The 17,127-nt window shown below is 66.2% G+C and carries 22 protein-coding genes and 1 tRNA gene; 9 read left to right on the top strand and 14 right to left on the bottom strand.

Annotated elements, in window-relative coordinates; genetic code table 11:
* The first annotated feature begins 100 nt into the window (after window positions 1–100).
* Window positions 101–631, top strand: coding sequence for a YbjN domain-containing protein (locus tag RH90_RS16700; protein WP_157134614.1), 531 nt, complete (start codon window positions 101–103; stop codon window positions 629–631).
* Window positions 632–643: 12 nt separating this feature from the next.
* Here RH90_RS16700 and RH90_RS16705 read toward each other — a convergent pair whose 3' ends face one another.
* The 4 genes from RH90_RS16705 to RH90_RS16720 all read right to left on the bottom strand — a co-directional run bounded on the left by RH90_RS16705 (window position 644) and on the right by RH90_RS16720 (window position 3,859).
* A complete protein-coding gene (locus tag RH90_RS16705; RefSeq protein WP_010187253.1) occupies window positions 644–1,456 on the bottom strand; it encodes an inositol monophosphatase family protein in 813 nt (270 codons plus the stop codon).
* Between the two features lie 146 nt (window positions 1,457–1,602).
* On the bottom strand, window positions 1,603–2,166 hold the full coding sequence (gene efp, locus RH90_RS16710) for an elongation factor P (protein WP_010187254.1): 564 nt from the start codon (window positions 2,164–2,166) through the stop codon (window positions 1,603–1,605).
* A 57-nt stretch (window positions 2,167–2,223) separates the two neighbouring features.
* A complete protein-coding gene (locus RH90_RS16715) occupies window positions 2,224–2,838 on the bottom strand; it encodes a M23 family metallopeptidase (RefSeq protein ID WP_010187255.1) in 615 nt (204 codons plus the stop codon).
* A 4-nt stretch (window positions 2,839–2,842) separates the two neighbouring features.
* Window positions 2,843–3,859: a L,D-transpeptidase family protein gene (locus RH90_RS16720; RefSeq protein ID WP_010187257.1), complete on the bottom strand. Its 1,017-nt coding sequence runs from the start codon at window positions 3,857–3,859 to the stop codon at window positions 2,843–2,845.
* A gap of 79 nt (window positions 3,860–3,938) precedes the next feature.
* Here RH90_RS16720 and RH90_RS16725 point away from each other — a divergent pair, with 79 nt between their 5' ends.
* The gene (locus RH90_RS16725; RefSeq protein WP_010187258.1) at window positions 3,939–4,484 is read left to right on the top strand and encodes a DUF882 domain-containing protein; all 546 of its coding nucleotides are present in this window, start codon (window positions 3,939–3,941) and stop codon (window positions 4,482–4,484) included.
* A gap of 4 nt (window positions 4,485–4,488) precedes the next feature.
* Here the strand turns inward: RH90_RS16725 and RH90_RS16730 are convergent, their stop codons facing one another.
* The 5 genes from RH90_RS16730 to RH90_RS16750 are packed head-to-tail and all read right to left on the bottom strand — an operon-like array spanning window position 4,489 to window position 7,048.
* Window positions 4,489–4,761, bottom strand: coding sequence for a type II toxin-antitoxin system RelE/ParE family toxin (locus RH90_RS16730; RefSeq protein ID WP_010187259.1), 273 nt, complete (start codon window positions 4,759–4,761; stop codon window positions 4,489–4,491).
* Window positions 4,739–4,933 carry a type II toxin-antitoxin system RelB family antitoxin gene (relB, locus tag RH90_RS16735; protein WP_010187260.1) on the bottom strand — a complete coding sequence of 65 codons (195 nt, stop codon included), beginning with the start codon at window positions 4,931–4,933 and terminating at the stop codon, window positions 4,739–4,741. Before relB ends, RH90_RS16730 begins: the two co-directional genes overlap by 23 nt.
* Window positions 4,934–4,965: 32 nt before the next feature.
* Window positions 4,966–5,664 (bottom strand): thiamine phosphate synthase, encoded by a 699-nt coding sequence (gene thiE, locus RH90_RS16740; protein WP_029625386.1) that lies wholly within the window; start codon window positions 5,662–5,664, stop codon window positions 4,966–4,968.
* Complete coding sequence (locus RH90_RS16745; protein WP_010187262.1) at window positions 5,654–6,136, bottom strand: hypothetical protein; 483 nt, start codon at window positions 6,134–6,136, stop codon at window positions 5,654–5,656. Before RH90_RS16745 ends, thiE begins: the two co-directional genes overlap by 11 nt.
* 3 nt (window positions 6,137–6,139) lie before the next feature.
* A complete protein-coding gene (locus RH90_RS16750; RefSeq protein ID WP_010187263.1) occupies window positions 6,140–7,048 on the bottom strand; it encodes a class I fructose-bisphosphate aldolase in 909 nt (302 codons plus the stop codon).
* Window positions 7,049–7,183: 135 nt separating this feature from the next.
* Here RH90_RS16750 and RH90_RS16755 point away from each other — a divergent pair, with 135 nt between their 5' ends.
* Both RH90_RS16755 and RH90_RS16760 read left to right on the top strand, forming a co-directional pair.
* Complete coding sequence (locus RH90_RS16755) at window positions 7,184–8,392, top strand: MFS transporter (protein WP_010187272.1); 1,209 nt, start codon at window positions 7,184–7,186, stop codon at window positions 8,390–8,392.
* Between the two features lie 49 nt (window positions 8,393–8,441).
* Complete coding sequence (locus RH90_RS16760) at window positions 8,442–8,948, top strand: TlpA family protein disulfide reductase (protein ID WP_029625388.1); 507 nt, start codon at window positions 8,442–8,444, stop codon at window positions 8,946–8,948.
* Between the two features lie 44 nt (window positions 8,949–8,992).
* Here the strand turns inward: RH90_RS16760 and RH90_RS16765 are convergent, their stop codons facing one another.
* The 3 genes from RH90_RS16765 to gap form a co-directional block, all read right to left on the bottom strand.
* Window positions 8,993–10,183 carry a phosphoglycerate kinase gene (locus RH90_RS16765; protein WP_029625389.1) on the bottom strand — a complete coding sequence of 397 codons (1,191 nt, stop codon included), beginning with the start codon at window positions 10,181–10,183 and terminating at the stop codon, window positions 8,993–8,995.
* 11 nt (window positions 10,184–10,194) lie between these two features.
* Window positions 10,195–10,602 (bottom strand): MOSC domain-containing protein, encoded by a 408-nt coding sequence (locus tag RH90_RS16770; RefSeq protein WP_051124702.1) that lies wholly within the window; start codon window positions 10,600–10,602, stop codon window positions 10,195–10,197.
* A gap of 169 nt (window positions 10,603–10,771) precedes the next feature.
* A complete protein-coding gene (gap, locus tag RH90_RS16775) occupies window positions 10,772–11,782 on the bottom strand; it encodes a type I glyceraldehyde-3-phosphate dehydrogenase (protein ID WP_010187278.1) in 1,011 nt (336 codons plus the stop codon).
* Window positions 11,783–11,960: 178 nt separating this feature from the next.
* Here gap and RH90_RS16780 point away from each other — a divergent pair, with 178 nt between their 5' ends.
* From RH90_RS16780 to RH90_RS16795, 4 genes are all read left to right on the top strand, one after another.
* Window positions 11,961–12,149 carry a hypothetical protein gene (locus RH90_RS16780; protein ID WP_010187280.1) on the top strand — a complete coding sequence of 63 codons (189 nt, stop codon included), beginning with the start codon at window positions 11,961–11,963 and terminating at the stop codon, window positions 12,147–12,149.
* A complete protein-coding gene (locus RH90_RS16785; RefSeq protein ID WP_010187281.1) occupies window positions 12,149–12,436 on the top strand; it encodes a cell division protein ZapA in 288 nt (95 codons plus the stop codon). Before RH90_RS16780 ends, RH90_RS16785 begins: the two co-directional genes overlap by 1 nt.
* A 306-nt stretch (window positions 12,437–12,742) precedes the next feature.
* Entirely contained in the window at window positions 12,743–13,288 is a 546-nt protein-coding gene (locus tag RH90_RS16790; protein WP_010187283.1) for a 5-formyltetrahydrofolate cyclo-ligase, read from the top strand.
* On the top strand, window positions 13,285–13,494 hold the full coding sequence (locus RH90_RS16795; protein ID WP_010187298.1) for a DUF2842 domain-containing protein: 210 nt from the start codon (window positions 13,285–13,287) through the stop codon (window positions 13,492–13,494). The genes RH90_RS16790 and RH90_RS16795 overlap by 4 nt, the downstream gene beginning before the upstream one ends.
* A gap of 150 nt (window positions 13,495–13,644) precedes the next feature.
* Here the strand turns inward: RH90_RS16795 and RH90_RS16800 are convergent.
* Together RH90_RS16800 and RH90_RS16805 are read right to left on the bottom strand one after the other, a co-directional pair.
* Window positions 13,645–13,721, bottom strand: a tRNA-Asp gene (locus RH90_RS16800).
* Between the two features lie 44 nt (window positions 13,722–13,765).
* The gene (locus tag RH90_RS16805) at window positions 13,766–14,980 is read right to left on the bottom strand and encodes an AI-2E family transporter (protein WP_010187299.1); all 1,215 of its coding nucleotides are present in this window, start codon (window positions 14,978–14,980) and stop codon (window positions 13,766–13,768) included.
* A gap of 180 nt (window positions 14,981–15,160) precedes the next feature.
* On the opposite strand from RH90_RS16805, the gene RH90_RS22690 reads away from it, so the two are divergent.
* Entirely contained in the window at window positions 15,161–16,132 is a 972-nt protein-coding gene (locus RH90_RS22690) for a CPBP family intramembrane glutamic endopeptidase (RefSeq protein WP_010187300.1), read from the top strand.
* The last annotated feature ends 995 nt before the right edge of the window (window positions 16,133–17,127 follow it).

Here is a 17,127-nt window from a genome sequence, read left to right on the forward strand (position 1 = left end):
GGGTGCTTCTCGCATGTGCGAACGGATGCCCGGGGCTTTAGGACGATGGTCCCGAGCGGGCAAGGCTCTGGACAGTGAGAATGACTCGCAAGAGTCACGGTTGCAATTGCCGTCCTTCCGGGGCACTCTTCGCGCAGACTCTGGCGGAGGGGGAACGCCCATGAGACTCAACGGACTTTACGCGATTGCTGCGGTTGCCATGATAACCGTCGCCACATCGGCGACGGCGCAGACGGTCGACGCCGCCCGCCCTTCCTCGCTGGTCGCAGCGCTGCAGGAAGGCGGCTACAAGGCCGCTCTCGACACCGATGGTTCGGGCGATCCGCGGATCAAGAGCGCGGCGTCGGGAGCGAACTTTTCGATCTATTTCTACGGATGCACGGCGAACACCAACTGCAAGTCGATCCAGTTTTCGACGAGCTATACCGTCAAACCGAAATTGACCTTGCAGAAGATCAACGAGTGGAACGCGAAAAACCGGTTCGCGCAGGCCTATCTTGACCAGGATGGCGATCCGGTCATCCAGTTCGACGTGGTGCTCCAGAACGGAGCACCGTCGCGCTTATTCCTCGCATCCGTCGAACGCTGGACGACCGCCATGGGGGCTTTCCAGACCTTCATCGGCTGGTAGGCCCGCCACTCCTCAGCGCAGTGCGTTCGCCAGCAGCTTGTGCAGCCGCGACTGCAGCGCATCGTTCGCCGCGAGGATCTCGCTGCGCTGGACCATCTGGTCGCTGCCGCGGAAATCGCTGACGAAACCGCCGGCTTCCTTGACCAGCAACAGCCCGGCCGCGACATCCCACGGCTTGAGGCCGCTTTCCCAATAGCCATCGTACCGGCCCGCCGCGACCCATGCGAGATCGAGCGCCGCCGACCCCATGCGGCGGATACCCGCGACTTCGGGCGCGATCGCACCGAAGATGCGGCTCCACTCGGTGAAATTGCCATGGCCGAGGAACGGAATGCCCGTCGCGATCAGCGAGTCGGCGAGGTCGCGGCGCGCCGAAACGCGCAAGCGCTGCTCCTGGACCCAGGCGCCCCGCCCCTTTTCAGCCCAGAACGCTTCATCGGTGATCGGCTGATAGACCATCGCCGAGGTAATCTCGCGCTTACCGTTGGGCAGCGTCTCCTCGACCGCGATCGAGATCGAGAAATGCGGAATGCCGTGGAGGAAGTTGGTCGTGCCATCGAGCGGATCGACGATGAAGCGCGGCTTGTTGGGGTCGCCGGCTACTTCGCCGCGCTCCTCCATCAGGAAGCCCCAATCGGGACGGGCGCGCGACAGTTCCTCGTAGATCGTCTGCTCGGCGCGCTGGTCGGCGATCGAAACGAAGTCGGCCGGCCCCTTGCGGCTGACCTGAAGCTGCTGGACTTCGTTGAAGTCACGGCGGAGACGCGGGCCAGCCTTGCGGACGGCGCGGTCGATGATCGTCATGAGACCGGAATGGGAGGGCATTCTTTTTCTTCCTTCTCCCTCTCCCCGCTTGCGGGGAGAGGGTCGGGGAGAGGGGGAGTATCGAGCGTTACCGCCGATGACTGCCCCTCTCCCTCGCTTCGCTTCGCTCGCTTGCCCTCTCCCCGCAAGCGGGGAGAGGGAGAGATTCAGTCAGCCCGTCGCACGTAGGTCTGCTCGTATACATCGACGACGATCCGCGTGCCTGCACCGATATGCGGCGGCACCATCACGCGCACGCCATTCTCGAGGATCGCAGGCTTGTAGCTCGACGAGGCGGTCTGCCCCTTCACGACGGCGTCGGCCTCGACGATCGTCGCCTCGATCGTGTCGGGGAGCTGCACCGAGATCGGACGCTCGTCCCACAATTCCATCACGACGTCCATGCCGTCCTGCAGGAAAGCCGCGGCATCGCCGAGGATGCCGGCGTCGAGCGTGATCTGCTCGTAATTGATCTTGTCCATGAAGGTCAGCGTGTCGCCCTCGCGGAACAGATACTGGAAATCGACCGTGTCCATGCGGACCTTCTCGACGCTTTCGGCCGAACGGAAGCGGACGTTGGTCTTGCGGCCGTCGATGAGGTTCTTCATCTCGACCTGCATATAGGCCCCGCCCTTGCCCGGCTGGGTATGCTGGATCTTGACGGTCTTCCAGATACCGCCTTCATATTCCAGGATATTGCCGGGACGAATTTCGACCGCGTTGATCTTCATGGGGGAGCCTGTAGTTGGAAAGAGCCAAGCGCACGGCACGCCGCGCGGAGGTGCGCCTTAGCGGGGCAAGGGCTTTCCGGCAAGATAGGGGTAGGGATCGACGTCCGTGCCCTCGTACCAATGCTGGTCGGGCGTCGTGTGGGTCAGCCCGAAATGAAGATGGAAATTCCCGGCCCCGGCGTTGCCCGTGTCGCCGACATAGCCGAGCACATCGCCGACCTTGACCGACTGGCCTTCTTGCAGCCCGGGTGCATAGCCGCTGAGATGGGCATAGTAATAGGTCCAGTTCCGCGCCGGCGAGCGGACATAGACCGTGGTGCCCCCCGCCGCGCTCACCCACAGCTTTTCGACCATCCCCGGCGCTGCGGCGGTAACCGGGGTGTTGGATGGCGCCATCAGGTCGGCGCCGTGATGTTCGCGCAAGCCATTCTCGCGCGGATCACCCCACGAATCGCGAAGGTCCTGCCGTCGCATACCGCCGACCGGGACCGCGAGTACGCTTCCCTCCCCCAGCGCGGCCGCCCCCGCCGCCGGCAAAGGCGTGCCGGCGGGGGATGGCGCTGCACTGCTCTCGATCCGGCGTGACGCCTCGGGCAGCAGGGCCAGCAGCGCGATCCACGCTGCCGCGATGATCGCCAGCGAGATCAGGATGAAACGCGCAACCCGGTTCACGCGATCACTTCTCGAAAATCGCCGGCGTGCCCGGCTTGACCATCATCGACAGCCGCGCGACGTCCCAATTGGTCAGGCGAATGCAGCCATGGCTCTCGGCGCGCCCGATCGTCTCAGGCGACGGCGTGCCGTGGATGCCGTAATGCTCCTTGGACAGATCGAGCCACACCACTCCGACCGGTCCGTTCGGCCCAGGGGGAAGCAAGGCAGCCTTCGCGCTGCCCTTGGCGTCCCAGAACAGCTTGGGGTTGTAATGGAACGGCGGGTTGTACGACGGACCGTTGATCTTCCACGTCCCGATCGGCAGCGGATCATGCTCGCTGCCCATCGTCGCCATGAACTGCGCGACGAGTTTGCCGTCCTTGTCGAGCACGCGGAGCACTTCGCGCGATTTGCTCACCACGATCTTGGCGCCTGTGGGCTGGGTCGAATCGATGTTGAGCGACGCGAGCGTCTGACGCCATTTCTCGGGCAGTTTGGGATTATACGCCATCGAGGATGCGACGGCGTTTGGCACGACGATCTTGCTGCCGGGCTTGAGCGGCGTGGTCGGGCTGTTGAGTTCGACCAGGACCGCCGGGGTGGTGTGGAACATCTCGCCAAGCTTCTCCATCGCATTGCGATAGCCGAGCTCCGTCAGCTTCGCCTGGAGCGCCGGGTCCTTCGGCAAGGGATTGGTATACGGCCCAGCAAGCATTTCCGGCGTCAGCGTCACCGTCACCGACGGACGCCACTTACGATCGGGGTACAGCGCCTGCAGCGTGGGCTTATCCAGTTCGCCGGTTTGCTGGAGGCCGCGCGCTTCCTGGAAACCCCTGAGTGCAGCGACCAGCGACTTGCCTTGGCGACCGTCGAGCACCCCCGGCGAAAAGCCGAGATGATCAAGGATGACCTGGACATGGAGCGTGGAGGGATCGAGCGTTGTCGCAGCGGGCGCGGATTTTGTTCCAGGCGCGGCTGCGGCGATCAGCCCAAAGGAGGCTATCGCCAGACAGGCCGTTCCGGCCACCATGTTCCGCATTACGCTCGGCTCCTACATATTCACTATGCAGACAACGACTTGTGACACGCTTGTGTCCGACCAAATACACGCCCCCGAAATGAAACTTTCGCGGCGGGGCCTGCTCGGTGGCGTTCTCGCCGGGGGCGCGGCGCTTGCTTTCCCGCTTCCCGCAATGGCGGTCGGCACCGAATGGCGTCTCGCGATCCGCAACGTCCATAATAATGAGACCGTCGATGCGCTGTTCGCGCGCAACGGCGCGTTCGTCCCGCAGGGTCTTGCCGAGCTCAATCACGGCCTGCGCGACTGGCGCACTGGTCAGGCGACCGCGATGGACCGGCGGTTGCTGGCTCTGCTCGTCCGGTTGCGCGACAAGCTCGAACTGACCGGCCGCACCAAGATCGACCTGATCTCGGGCTATCGCTCGCCGGCCACCAACGCGTCGCTACGCGCCAGGGGCGGCGCGCATACCGGCGTCGCGAGCCAGAGCCAGCACATGCTGGGCAAGGCGACCGACATCAAGATCGGCGGCGTGACGCTCGACCGGTTGCACGGCGCGGCGTTGGCGCTCGGCGGCGGCGGTGTGGGGTTCTATCCGCGCGACGGGTTCGTCCATGTCGATACCGGCCGCGTGCGGCACTGGTAACGCGTTAGGGGTAACTCTGGCGTGTATGCAACACGCGGACGACCCTGACGAGATCATCGTCGACCCGATAGACGACGACATAATTCGGGGTCACGACCGCTTCGCGCGTCGGGCCGACGCGGCCGCGACGATAGAGGTACGGATTGACCGTGATCAGCTCGAGAGTCCGATCCACGGCATCGTTGAGTCGTGTGGCAGCCGCTGGATTGCGATCCCCGATGTACCCGAGGATCCCGCGAAAATCGTCTACGGCTCTATCGTCCCAGATCAGCCGCATCGAGCTTCTTCGATTCGATCAGCGCGCGCATCTCGGCCATGACCACATCATGCGGAATGCCTGGGCCCGGCTCATCCAGCGCTTCCTGCACCTTGGCGCGAAACCAGAGGTCATACGCCTCGGCCTCCTCGGTGGTGGCGAATTCGGACTCGATCGGAGACAGTTTGGCCATGGCGGGTCCATAGCATAAATGCCCGCGAGTCTCTACCCGCCGAGCACCGCCGCGAAGGCCTGGACCGCCGCCGCCTCGTCCCCGCCCCACACCGCGTTAGACACCGCGACGAAGTCCGCGCCTGCCGCGACGAGCGGCGCGGCATTCGCCGGCGTGATCCCGCCGATCGCGACGCACGGGATTTCGAACACCGTTGTCCACCAGCTCAGCAGCACCGGATCGGCGACGTGTTCGGTAACCTTGGTCGTCGTCGGATAGAAGGCGCCGAACGCGACATAATCCGCCCCCGCCTCGCCCGCTTCCATCGCGAAATGACGGCTGTCGGCGCACGAAACCCCGATCTGCGCCGCCGCACCGAGTTCGGAACGCGCTTCGCGTGGGTCGCCGTCGTCTTGCCCGAGATGCACGCCATCCGCCCCGAGCCGCTTGGCGAGCGAAATGCTGTCATTGACGATGAACGCGACGTCGGCGTCGGCGCAGATCCGCTGCAGCGGATCGGCCAGAGCCGCCGCGACATGCTGGTCGACATCCTTGACGCGGAACTGGAACGCCGCGACCGGCCCCGCGTCGAGCGCGCGCCGCAGCCGATCGGGGAAACCGCCGGTCACGTCGAGCGGCGAGACGAGATAGAGCTGGCACGGCGGTCGCCGGATATCGCGCGTGAAGCGCGCCGCGAAATTGGGGTCGAGCGGGCCGAGCGGATCTTCGCCGCGTGCGTCTTCAATGTCCATGACGCGGCGATAGCGCCGCGATAGCGGCATGGAAAGCCACCGGATCATCGAGCTTGTGCGCGACGGCGTAGAGCTTGCGCCCGCGGCGCAGCTCGATCGGCGGGTCGAGATCGACGACCACGCTCGGCCAGCTCGCCAAAGCAAGGTTGAGGACACCGCGCTGCTTGATCGCCGCCGCATCCCAAGTCGCGCGCAAGCCCGCGATGTTCGCGACAGGGATCGTGACCGATCGCAGCGACCCGGCGCGCATCGTCAGCGCGCCGTCGGCCAGCGTCACCGGCAAGCGTCGAAACGATCGGATCAAGCCGATCAGCGCAATCACCAGTGACGCATCAAGTACGCCAGCCACCAGCGCCGCCCACCATCCGAGCCAGACGACGACGACGAGATGCACCACCAGCATCTCGACGATCGCGATGCCGAGCAGAACGCCTATCATCGGAGCCAGGCTACGATGATAGGCGAATTCCACGGCTTATTCTTCGTTCTTGTAGATCGAAATGATCTTGGCGAGCATCTCGAGCGCTTCCTCGCGCGGGCGCTGGAAGGTGTTGCGCCCGATGATCGAGCCGTTGCCACCACCGTCGCGAATGTCGCGCGCGTCCTGATAGATTGCGTCCGACCCCTTCGACGCGCCGCCCGAGAAGACCACCACGCGCCGTCCGGCGAAGCTCGCCTGGACGACATGCTTGACGCGGTCCGCCTGGTTCGACCAGTCGGTGCCTTCGTACAACGGCTTGGCTTCCTTCTGCTCGATGTGATCGCTCGGCAGCTTGACCTTGATAATGTGCGCGCCGAGCAGCGCCGCCATGTGCGCGGCATAGGCGCCGACGTCGAGCGCGAGCTCGCCCGACTTGGGGAGCATACCGCCGCGCGGATACGACCAGATCACGGTGGCGATACCGACCGATTTGGCTTCGGCCGACATTTCGCGAATCTGCCCGATCATCTCGAACAGATCGTCCGAGCCCGGATAGATGGTAAAGCCGATCGCCGCGCAGCCGAGCCGCACCGCATCCTCGACCGAGCCGGTCACCGCCTGGTTGGCGCCCTGCGCCCAGCTGTTCGAGCTGTTGACCTTGAGGATCGTCGGGACCTGCCCGGCGAAGGTCTGCGCGCCCGCTTCGATCATGCCGAGCGGCGCGGCGAAGGCCGAAAGGCCGGCATCGACCGCAAGCTGCCAATGGTAATGCGGATCGTACGCCGGCGGGTTGACCGCGAAGCTGCGCGCGGGGCCATGTTCGAAGCCCTGATCGACCGGAAGGATCACCAGCTTGCCGGTACCGCCGAGCTTGCCGTGCATCAGGATACGCGCCAGATTCGCCTTGGTCGCAGGGCTATCCGATTCATATTTGTCGAGAATGGCTTGGACTACGGGCGTCATCGACAGCTCTCCATGTGTGACTCTTTCAGCGGCTGATAGTCAGCCAGCCCCGCGACTGCAACGCAGCAATCTGCGGCACGGCGATTGTCGCGTGCGCACTTGCCTTTTGGCCGCGCCCACGCTTTCGCAGGCGGCATGAGCGATCCTGATACGCACGACCTGTCCCCCGCCGTCACCACGCTGATGGCGATCGCGTGCGGGGCGATGGTGGCGAACCTCTATTACGCGCAGACGCTGATCGGCATGATCGGCCCCGACATCGGGCTCTCGCCCTCGGTCGCGGGCGGGATCGTCACGCTGACCCAGCTCGGCTACGGGCTCGGCCTCGCCTTCATCGTGCCGCTGTCGGACCTGATCGAGAACAAGCGGCTGATCCTTGTCGCGACTGCGGGCGCGGCGCTCGGCTGTATCGGCATCGCGCTGGCCGAGGGGCCGCGGACCTTCCTGATCGCCGCCTCGGTCACCGGGATCTGCTCGGTCGGCGCGCAGGTCCTCGTCCCGCTCGCCGCCAAACTGAGCAGCCAGGCACGGCAAGGCCGCACGATCGGCCTGGTGATGAGCGGATTGCTCACCGGCATCATGCTCGCGCGACCGGTGGCGAGCTTCGTTGCGGGAAGCCTAGGCTGGCGCGCGCTGTTCTTCTGCTCGGCGGGTGTCACCGCGCTGGTCGGCCTCGCCTTGCTGCTGATGCTGCCGGCGCGGCGGCCCGACAGCACGCTGCGCTATTCGGCCCTGCTCGCCTCATCGCTCGACCTGCTGCGGCGCTATCCCGTGTTGCGGCTGCGGGCGGCGTATCAGGCGTTGCTGTTCATCGCGTTCAACCTGTTCTGGACGGCGGCGCCGCTCGTGCTGACGCAGCGTTTCGGTCTCGGCGCGAACGGTATCGCGCTGTTCGCGCTCGCCGGCGCGGGCGGCGCGCTCGCGGCGCCGATCGCCGGCCACTACGCCGACAAGGGGCACGCCCGCGCGACGACGCTGCTCGCGTTGCTGTTGCTGACCGTGTCGTTCGTCGCTGCCGATCTGGTCGTCGCGGCAAGCGGCCTGATCGCCTTCGCAGCAACCGCAGTGCTGATCGACGCCGCGGTGCAGCTCAACCAGATCTCGGGCCAGCGCATCATCTTCGGGCTCGACAGCGCGGCCGGCGGGCGGATCAACGCCGCCTATATGACGATCGTCTTCGTGTTCGGCGCGAGCGGATCGCTGATCGGCAGCGCGAGCTTCGCCGCGGGCGGCTGGCTGCTGTCGAGCCTGATCGGCGCGGCGATCGGCGGCACGGCGCTGTTGCTGTACCTGCTGTTCGATCGTCGCTCCGCGAGTGACGGAGCCGAGCCTCGCCAGGATTGACCGCTTCCGCGATCCGCGACACTCTCATGCGATAGCGGGGGGCGGGACGATGCGGATTTTATCGGGGATTTCACGGTGCCTGGGGCTGGTTGCTGTCGTGGCGCTATCGGCCGCGGCGAGCCCGCAACCCAAGGTCGGCGAACTCGCTCCGCGGTTCGAGCTGACGCTGATCGAAGGCAGCAAGGTCTCGTCGGACCAACTCCGCGGCCAGGTCGTCGTGCTCAATTTCTGGGCGACGTGGTGCGGACCATGCAAGAAGGAGCTGCCGCTGCTCGACGCCTATTACGAGGCGCAGAAAACCCACGGCCTCAAGGTCTTCGCGATCGCGACCGAGGATTCGCTCCAGCCGTTCCAGTTGAAGAAGCTGTTCGCGGTGATGCACATGCAATCGGCACGCCGAATCAAGGGGCCCTACACCGCGCTGGAAGGCGTGCCGACCAACTTCATCATCGATCGAGCGGGTCGGTTGCGCTACGCCAAAGCCGACGCGTTCGACCTCGATGCACTCAACACATTGCTCGTCCCGCTGCTGCAGGAGTCCGCACCGCAAGGATGAGGACGGCCAGTCCGCCCCTCTCCCCATTGCGTCCCAAGCCCCGCTTACCGCGACAGAGCAGCAACGCCTGGCAAGTCCTTGCCTTCCATCCATTCCAGGAACGCGCCGCCCGCGGTCGAGACAAAGGTGAAATCGTCGGCCGCGCCTGCCTGGTTGAGCGCGGCGACGGTATCCCCGCCACCCGCGACCGAGACGAGCGAGCCGCTCTTGGTCAGCGCCGCGGCGGTCTTCGCCAGCGCGACCGTCGCCGTATCGAACGGCGGGGTCTCGAACGCCCCGAGCGGGCCGTTCCACACCAGCGTGCGGCAGTTCTTCAGAACGTCGGCAAGCGCCTCGGTCGCGGCGGGGCCAACGTCGAGGATCATCTCGTCGGCGGCGACCTCGTGGACGTTGACGGTGCGCACCGGCGGATTGGCGCGGAATTCCTTTGCCACCACGACGTCATAGGGCAGATGAATCGTGCAGTTCGCGCGCTCCGCAGCTGCGAAGATTTCTTCGGCAGTGGCTGTAAGCTCATGCTCGCACAGGCTTTTCCCCACATCGACGCCGCGCGCCGCGAGGAAGGTGTTGGCCATACCGCCACCGATGATCAGATGATCGACGCGCGCGACGAGGTGCTTGAGCACGTCGAGCTTGGTCGACACCTTGGCGCCGCCGACCACCGCCGCGACGGGATGCTCGGGATTGCCGAGCGCCTTGTCGAGCGCGTCGAGCTCAATCTCCATCGCCCGGCCGGCGAACGCCGGGAGCAGATGCGCGAGCCCCTCGGTCGAGGCGTGCGCGCGGTGTGCGGCAGAGAAGGCATCGTTGACGTAGAAATCGCCGAGCGCGGCGAGCTCTGCCGCGAACGCCGGGTCATTCTTCTCCTCGCCTGCGTTGAAGCGCGTATTCTCGAGGATCGCGACGTCGCCCGGCTGGAGGTTCGCCATCGCGTCGGCCGCGCCGTCGTAATCGACGAACTGGACCGGGCGGCCGAGCACGTCCGAATACGGGCGCGTCAGCAGCGCGAGCGACATATCGGGATTGCGCATGCCCTTGGGCCGCCCAAAATGCGCAAGGATCAGTATGATCGCGCCCTTGTCCGAGAGTTCGGTCACGGTCGGCAAGGTTGCGCGGAAGCGCGTGTCATCGCTGACTTTTCCGTCCGCCATCGGCACGTTGAGGTCTTCGCGGACCAGCACGCGCTTGCCGCGCACGTCGCCCATGTCGTCGAGGGTCTTGAAAGCCCGAGCCACTGAAGAGTCCGTCATGGTTCCACCCTGATAGAATCGCCGACGCGGATGATCCCGCCGACAAGAACACGCGAACAGGCGCCGCCACGCCAATCTAGCAGGAGCGCCGCTTTCAAGCCCGGCGCGAGCGCTTCCATCCGCTCGCACGGATCGGTCTCGCGCGTGATGGTGAGGACGACGTCGTCGCCGATGCGCAGTTTCGCGCCCGCAAGCTGTGGAAGATCAAGACCTTCGACGAGGAGGTTAGATCGCCGTTCGAACCATGGCAGGCTATGCCCAACCTCGGCCATCGCGGCATCCCAGTCGGTCCGCTCGATTAGCGTGACCTGCCGTTTGCCCTTGCCGCCGGGTTTGATCGTCCCGCGGAAATCACCGTGGAGCCCGCCGTCGAGCGTGACCTCGACATGATCGACGGTCTCCATCGGCCCCTTGGGTCGGCCGTGGCGCGCGATGCCCGCCAATGTTCCAACCACGGTACTCAGCACACCCGCCGTCACCCCCGCGAAAGCGGGGGTCGCGCTTCTTTCCGCCGGAGCAGAAGAGGCGGGATCCCCGCTTTCGCGGGGATGACGGGGGGAGGCAAACGTCACCTTAGAGGAACTTCCCCATCGCCCCGGCGGTATCGACCATACGGTTCGAGAAGCCCCATTCGTTATCGTACCAGCTGACGACGCGGACGAGCTTGCCGTCCATCACCGCGGTCTCGAGGCTGTCGATCGTCGACGATGCCGGCGTGTGGACGATGTCGATCGAAACGAGCGGCTCGTCCGAATAGACCAGCACGCCCTTGAGCGGACCGCTCTCCGACGCCGCCTTGAGGATCGCGTTGACCTCGTCCTTGGTCGTCTCGCGCGACGGCATGAAGGTGAGGTCGATCAGGCTGCCGTCGGGAACGGGGACGCGGATCGCCGAACCGTCGAGCTTGCCCTTGAGCTCGGGCAGAACCTCGCCGACGGCACGCGCGGCACCGGTCGTGGTCGGGATCATCGACATCGCGGCGGCACGGGCGCGACGCAGATCGGGGTGGATCTGGTCGAGGATCTTCTGGTCGTTGGTATAGGCGTGGACCGTCGTCATCAGGCCGCGCTCGATGCCGATCGCATCGTTCAAAACCTTGGCGACGGGCGCGAGGCAGTTGGTCGTGCACGAGGCGTTCGACACGATCGTATGCTCGGCGGTCAGCTTGTCGTGGTTGACGCCGAACACGACGGTCAGGTCGACGCCCTTGCCCGGCGCCGAGATCAGCACCTTCTTGGCTCCCGCATCGAGATGCTTCTGGCAGCTCTCGCGGTCGGTGAAGAAGCCGGTGCATTCGAGCACGATGTCGACGCCGAGTTCCTTGTGCGGGAGATCGGCGGGGTCACGCTCGGCAGTGACGCGGATGCGCTTGCCGTCGACGACGAGATCGTTGCCCTCAGCCGAGACCTCGCCCGGATATTTGCCGTGGACCGAATCGCGGCTGAACAGCCAGGCGTTCGACTTGGCATCGGCGAGATCGTTGATCGCGACCAGTTCGAGGCCGGTATCGCCGCGCTCGAGCACCGCGCGCGCGACAAGGCGACCGATGCGCCCGAAACCGTTGATCGCTACCTTGATCGTCATCGTCCTGGCTCCTTCAAGCACTTGGGTCGATCGGCGGCGCGCCGCCGACTCTGTTTCGATGGGCGCGTCTTTGCGGGCGCGCGGGCAGCGCGTCAACCGCCCCGAACGCGCGGCGAGTCGGGCGGCGCGAGCGCCGACGCGCCTTGTTCGAGCGGTGTGCCATGCTATCTCACTCGGAATGGCAGACACCACGACATCTTCGACCCTCGACCGTATCGACCGTGCGCTGGAGCGCATCGAGGCCGCCGCCGCAGCCCGCACGGCCAGCACTGTTGCCCTTCAGAAACGCCACGAAAAGCTTCGCACGCGGATGGCCGAGGCGGTTTCCGCGCTCGACGCAGTGATCGCACGCGAGAGCGAAGCCTGATGGCCGACGTCACGCTCGAGATCGGCGATCGTCGCCACGTCGTTTCCTCGCCCGACGGGCAGGAAGACCAGTTGCGCCGCCTCGCGGCAATGCTCGACGAGCATTGGCCGATGGCGGTGCGCGCGTCGGGCGGACTCAGCGGCGAGCGTACGATGATGTTCGTCGCGCTGATGCTCGCCGACTCGCTCGAGGAGGCCAATCGCCGCCCGGCCGAGATCAAGGACGAGGTGCTGCTCACCACGATCGCCGAGCGGCTCGAATCGCTTGCCGACTCCCTTGAGCAATAGTCGCGGAGCGCCTATATCGGTCGGTGGCGGGCACTGCCCGGTACGAGCCTTTATTATCCCTGAGGCTATTCATCATCCAAGGGGGTTGTCCCTGCCAGGGTCTTGGCCCGAAGCACATGATCCCCACCTGACGTACCGCGCGTCAGAGGATAACCCGGCACACGGCCATGGCGGTCCCGCCACCGCTTCTGAAACCATGCGACGCTCCCGTCGCCCCGGCGCAGGCCGGGGCCGACCGGCGGTGCGCACGCGGCCAACCCAGCGCGCCCGACATAGCGGCCCCGGCCTACGCCGGGGCAACGGCTCGTGATCGACAAGCGCGCCTTGCGCGCGCGCATCCGTGCCGAGCGGGACGCCTTCTTCGCGAGTAGTCCGCCCGCCATCGTGCCGCCTCCGCAATTCCTCGCGCTGCTGGACTCGGGTCTAACGGTGACCTCCTACGTCCCGATCGGCAGCGAAGCCGACCCCTCCCCGCTCGCGCGCGCGGCGGTCGAGGCCGGATGCAGCATCGCGCTGCCGCACGTCACGACGCGAACCGAACCGATGCGCTTCCTCGCCTGGGATACCGAAGCCGCGCTGCAGGCGGGCCCCTACGGCCTCCACCAGCCTGCCAGCGCGGCCGGCGCGCTCGCCCCCGACATCATCCTGACGCCGCTGCTCGCGTTCGACGCCAAGCTCGACCGGCTCGGCCAGGGCGCGGGCTATTACGACCGCGCCTTCGCGCAATTCCCGCACGCGCGTCGGATCGGTGTTGCGTGGAGTGTTCAACAGGTCGACACCCTGCCGACCGATCCGTGGGACATGCCGCTCCACGCGATCATCACCGAAACCGGATGGATCGAACGCCGATGACCCCAAGCTGGCGCAAACCCGTCGGGATGCTCGCCATCCTCGCCTTGATCGGCTTGTGGTGTGTGGCGGCGGCAAGTCTGTCGGGCGTGGTCGGCCAGTGGCATCCGCTGCTGCAGGCGCTGTTCTACCTCGTCGCGGGAATTGCCTGGATCTGGGTTTTGCCGCTGCGGCGGATGTTGGTGTGGATGGAAACCGGCACCTGGTAGGCCGCGGATGGTTCGCAGAGATGCGCCCTGGCGTCCCAGACGATCCTATTCAACAGGACCAACATTCCTGCCGCAGCCGGACGGTGTCGGGAGGTTTGCGCTCTAATGTCTGGGATCCAAGTCCGCGAAACGCCATCCCAAATCAGGGAATGGCGCGAGTGACGGGACTCGAACCCGCGACCTCCGGCGTGACAGGCCGGCGCTCTAACCAACTGAGCTACACCCGCTTATTCAGCGTGAGGCGCGTCTCTATGGGGGTGACTCCAGCCTGTCAACCGCCCGTTTCGCGTTCATCCGAAGAATTTGCAAAATTGCCGGGACGGCGCTGGGTCAAGGTCCCGTGTTCAAACAGGAAACCCGCAATGTCGGGTTTTCCCGCCGCCCCCAGCACCGTCTGCAGGATGATGAGCAGCGGCACCGCGAGCAGCGTTCCCGCCGTCCCCCACACCCACGACCAGAAGGAAATCGACACGAGAATCATGATCGGGTTGATCGTGAGGCGATGCCCGACGATCAGCGGGGTGATCGCATTGGCCTCGACCAGATGGCAGCCGATCATCACCAACGCCGGCACCAGCGCGACCCAGATATCGTGGAAGGTCATCAGCCCGCCGAGCGCGAGCAGCAACGCTGCGGTGATCGGCCCGAAATATGGCACGTAGTTAAGCAGGGCGACGATCCCGCCCCACATCAGCGGGAAGGGCATCCCCATCAGGTAGAGCAGCCCCGAAATGGCGAGCCCGAGCGCGAGGTTGATGATCGTGATCGTCCCGAGATAGGCCGACGTGTCATCGACCACGCTCTGGATGACGCGCGCGGTCGCCATCGCCCCACCGAAGCTCGAGCGGCTGGTGATCGTGCGACGCCGCAGCCGCGTCCAGCCCGACAGGAAGAAGAAGACCACGAGAATCCCGAAGAACACCTGGACGATCACCGACGGCGCGAAACTCGCGGCGAGTTCGAGGATCGAGCTCGGCGGCGTCACTGCAGTGGTCGGCGGTGCCTTGACCGGCCCGGTCGCGGCGAGATGCTGCACCGTGCGATTGAGATATTTCTGAAAGCTCGAATAGAGATCGATCAGCGGCGCGATGTTCATCTGGATCCGGTCGATCCGCTCGGGCAGCCGCCGGAAGAATTCGGTCGCGGGCACGATGATCGCCGCCAGCGCGACGTTCGCGGCAACGAGAAACAGCAGCACGCAGGTCAACGCCGCAAGCGCCGAAGGCACGCGCCGCCGCTCGAGCCATTCGAGCACGGGAACGAGCGCGATCGCGATCACCAGCGCCGCGGTCGTCGGGAGGAAGAATTCCGCCCCCGCCTTGAGCGCGAACGGCAATGCGACCGTCAGGCCCACCCCCGCGATCAGCGTCAGCGCCGCCAGCAGCCGGTCGCGGCGCATCGCGATCCGCCATTCATCCTCGGGCTCCTCGGTCGGAACCGGCGGCAGCCCGAGCGCCCCGCTGTTGTTGATGTCGCGATCTGCCATAGGCGTGACCGTAGCGGCATTCGCTCGCCACGCAAACGCCGTGCGTTTCCCACACTATCCGGGTCGCATGATGCCGCCGGCGCCGATGCCTGCCCTTGGCGCGCCGCTGCGGCGCGGGTACCGTCGGCACCGCAACGCGGCGGTCGTCGGGGATTTGACCGCCAGGAAACAGGAACAGCGATGACCGATACCGAAGCGACGAAGCGCCCGCGCGCGCAATGGGCCCATCTGTTCTTCGGAAAGGACGGGTTGCGCGCGGGATGGAGCATGGCGCTGTTCCTCGTCCTCGTCACGGTCCTGACCTTCGTGGCGGTCGCCGTCACCACCGGGTTCCACCAGCCGACCACGAGCAAGGCCGGAACGCCGCAGCCAGTCTGGCCGACGATTGGCGTCGAGGCGGCGAGCTTCGCGGTCGTCGGGCTCGCCGCCTTTATCGTCTCGCTGGTCGAGCGTCGTCCGTTCACCCGCTACGGCCTGCGGCGCGAGGCGATGCTGCCCGACCTCCTCAAGGGCATGGCATGGGGTCTGGCGATGCTGTCGGTGTTGACCGGCCTGCTCGCGCTCGCGGGGGCGCTGGTGTTCGACGGCGTCGCGCTGAGCGCTGGCGCCGCATTGACCTATGGCGCGCTATGGCTCGTCGCGTTCGCGCTGGTCGGGCTGTTCGAGGAGTTCCTCACGCGCGGATTCCTGCAATATACGCTCGCACGCGGCGTCGCCGGGATCGTCACCGCGGTCGCGCCAAACAATCGCCATGCGCGGACGATCGGCTTCTGGGGCGCCGCCGCGGTCTTCTCGGTCGGGCTGTTCGCGATCGGGCATCTCTTCAACAAGGGCGAGACCGCGATGGGGCTGGTCAGCGTCGCGCTCGCCGGGCTGACCTTCGCCTATGTGCTCTACCGCACCGGCTCGCTGTGGTGGGCGATCGGCTTCCACGCGACGTGGGACTGGGCGCAGTCCTTCCTCTACGGGGTGCCCGATTCGGGCGCGATGATGCAGGGGCATCTGCTCGTCACGCACCCTGTCGGCGCAACCTTGCTGTCGGGCGGGCCGACCGGCCCCGAGGGCAGCGTGCTGATCGTGCCGACCTTGCTGCTGACGCTCGTCATCATCCACCGCACGCTGCCGCGCCGCGCGACGGCGTTCGACGCCTGAGCTTCAGGCCGCGCGCGGGCGCAGCCGGCCGGCGGGCTGGCGTGCGGNNNGAGCCGGCGCAGGATCGCCGCCAGCGTCCAGCCCGCCGCGAGGATCAGGAATGGCATTGCGGGATAATGGTAGCGCGTCTGCCCGGTGAAGCCGAACGCCGTCAGCGTCGCGAACGCCGGCATGCACCCGAGCAACAGCAGCGGCGCATGATCGAACCTACCGCGCAGCCGCTCGCGCACCGCCACGCCGAGCGCGAACAGGCCAAGTCCGACAATCGCCATGTAATAGAGCTGATCGATCCCCTGCACCGCGCGCCACGCGCCCGGGCGATCGGGATAGGTCTTGTCGAGCGACCAGAAGGCGTCTGAATCCTTCACCCACAGCAGCGCCATCTTGCGGACGCCGAGCGCGGTCCATTGCGCGGGGTGCGCCTTGATCCATGCGGTCGCGCGCGCCTTGAAGCGCCGGTCGAGCTCGACCTGTTGCGCGACGCGCTCGCTATAGGGAATACCGACCATCTCGTCCCAATACGGGGTCCGCTCCCATGCGAACCAGTCGCCGGTCGCGCGGTCGTTCGCGCCATAGAAGAGCGCGACCCCGCCATTGGTCGACACGGGGACGAACGCCCCCATCTGCTCGACATTGCGCAACGACCACGGCAGGACCACCGCCGCGAGCGTCACCTGGACCAGCACCGCCGCGCGCAGCGCATCGCGCCAGCGAAAATCGCGATATGCCAGCAGCAACGCGACGATGACGCCAAGCGGGAACAGCATCATCTGCGCGCGCATCAGCGTCGCCAGCCCGAACAGCGCCCCTGCCGCGATCAGCAGCACGCTGCGCTTGCGCCCGACGACCAACAGCGCGAACGCCACCATGCCGAGCGCGGTCGACGCGGTCTCCGAGCAGGGCTGCCCGGCATAGGCGATATGCGCCGGATAGAGTGCGTAGAGCAGCAGCGCGATCCGCGTCGCGAGCGCCCCCACACCAAGCGCGCGCCCAAG

Source organism: Sphingomonas sp. PAMC 26605, assembly GCF_000241485.1.
Classification (GTDB): domain Bacteria; phylum Pseudomonadota; class Alphaproteobacteria; order Sphingomonadales; family Sphingomonadaceae; genus Sphingomonas.

Excerpts from the sequence above, each read along its gene's own strand:
- RH90_RS16770 (WP_051124702.1), bottom strand. The coding sequence starts at position 10,602 with ATGGAGACCGTCGATCATGTCGAGGTCACGCTCGACGGCGGGCTCCAC.
- RH90_RS16785 (WP_010187281.1), top strand. The coding sequence starts at position 12,149 with ATGGCCGACGTCACGCTCGAGATCGGCGATCGTCGCCACGTCGTTTCC.
- RH90_RS16730 (WP_010187259.1), bottom strand. The coding sequence starts at position 4,761 with ATGCGGCTGATCTGGGACGATAGAGCCGTAGACGATTTTCGCGGGATC.
- thiE (WP_029625386.1), bottom strand. The coding sequence starts at position 5,664 with ATGGACATTGAAGACGCACGCGGCGAAGATCCGCTCGGCCCGCTCGAC.
- efp (WP_010187254.1), bottom strand. The coding sequence starts at position 2,166 with ATGAAGATCAACGCGGTCGAAATTCGTCCCGGCAATATCCTGGAATAT.
- relB (WP_010187260.1), bottom strand. The coding sequence starts at position 4,933 with ATGGCCAAACTGTCTCCGATCGAGTCCGAATTCGCCACCACCGAGGAG.
- RH90_RS16780 (WP_010187280.1), top strand. The coding sequence starts at position 11,961 with ATGGCAGACACCACGACATCTTCGACCCTCGACCGTATCGACCGTGCG.
- gap (WP_010187278.1), bottom strand. The coding sequence starts at position 11,782 with ATGACGATCAAGGTAGCGATCAACGGTTTCGGGCGCATCGGTCGCCTT.
- RH90_RS16705 (WP_010187253.1), bottom strand. The coding sequence starts at position 1,456 with ATGCCCTCCCATTCCGGTCTCATGACGATCATCGACCGCGCCGTCCGC.
- RH90_RS16725 (WP_010187258.1), top strand. The coding sequence starts at position 3,939 with ATGAAACTTTCGCGGCGGGGCCTGCTCGGTGGCGTTCTCGCCGGGGGC.
- RH90_RS16795 (WP_010187298.1), top strand. The coding sequence starts at position 13,285 with ATGACCCCAAGCTGGCGCAAACCCGTCGGGATGCTCGCCATCCTCGCC.
- RH90_RS16755 (WP_010187272.1), top strand. The coding sequence starts at position 7,184 with ATGAGCGATCCTGATACGCACGACCTGTCCCCCGCCGTCACCACGCTG.
- RH90_RS22690 (WP_010187300.1), top strand. The coding sequence starts at position 15,161 with ATGACCGATACCGAAGCGACGAAGCGCCCGCGCGCGCAATGGGCCCAT.
- RH90_RS16760 (WP_029625388.1), top strand. The coding sequence starts at position 8,442 with ATGCGGATTTTATCGGGGATTTCACGGTGCCTGGGGCTGGTTGCTGTC.
- RH90_RS16805 (WP_010187299.1), bottom strand. The coding sequence starts at position 14,980 with ATGGCAGATCGCGACATCAACAACAGCGGGGCGCTCGGGCTGCCGCCG.
- RH90_RS16720 (WP_010187257.1), bottom strand. The coding sequence starts at position 3,859 with ATGCGGAACATGGTGGCCGGAACGGCCTGTCTGGCGATAGCCTCCTTT.
- RH90_RS16750 (WP_010187263.1), bottom strand. The coding sequence starts at position 7,048 with ATGACGCCCGTAGTCCAAGCCATTCTCGACAAATATGAATCGGATAGC.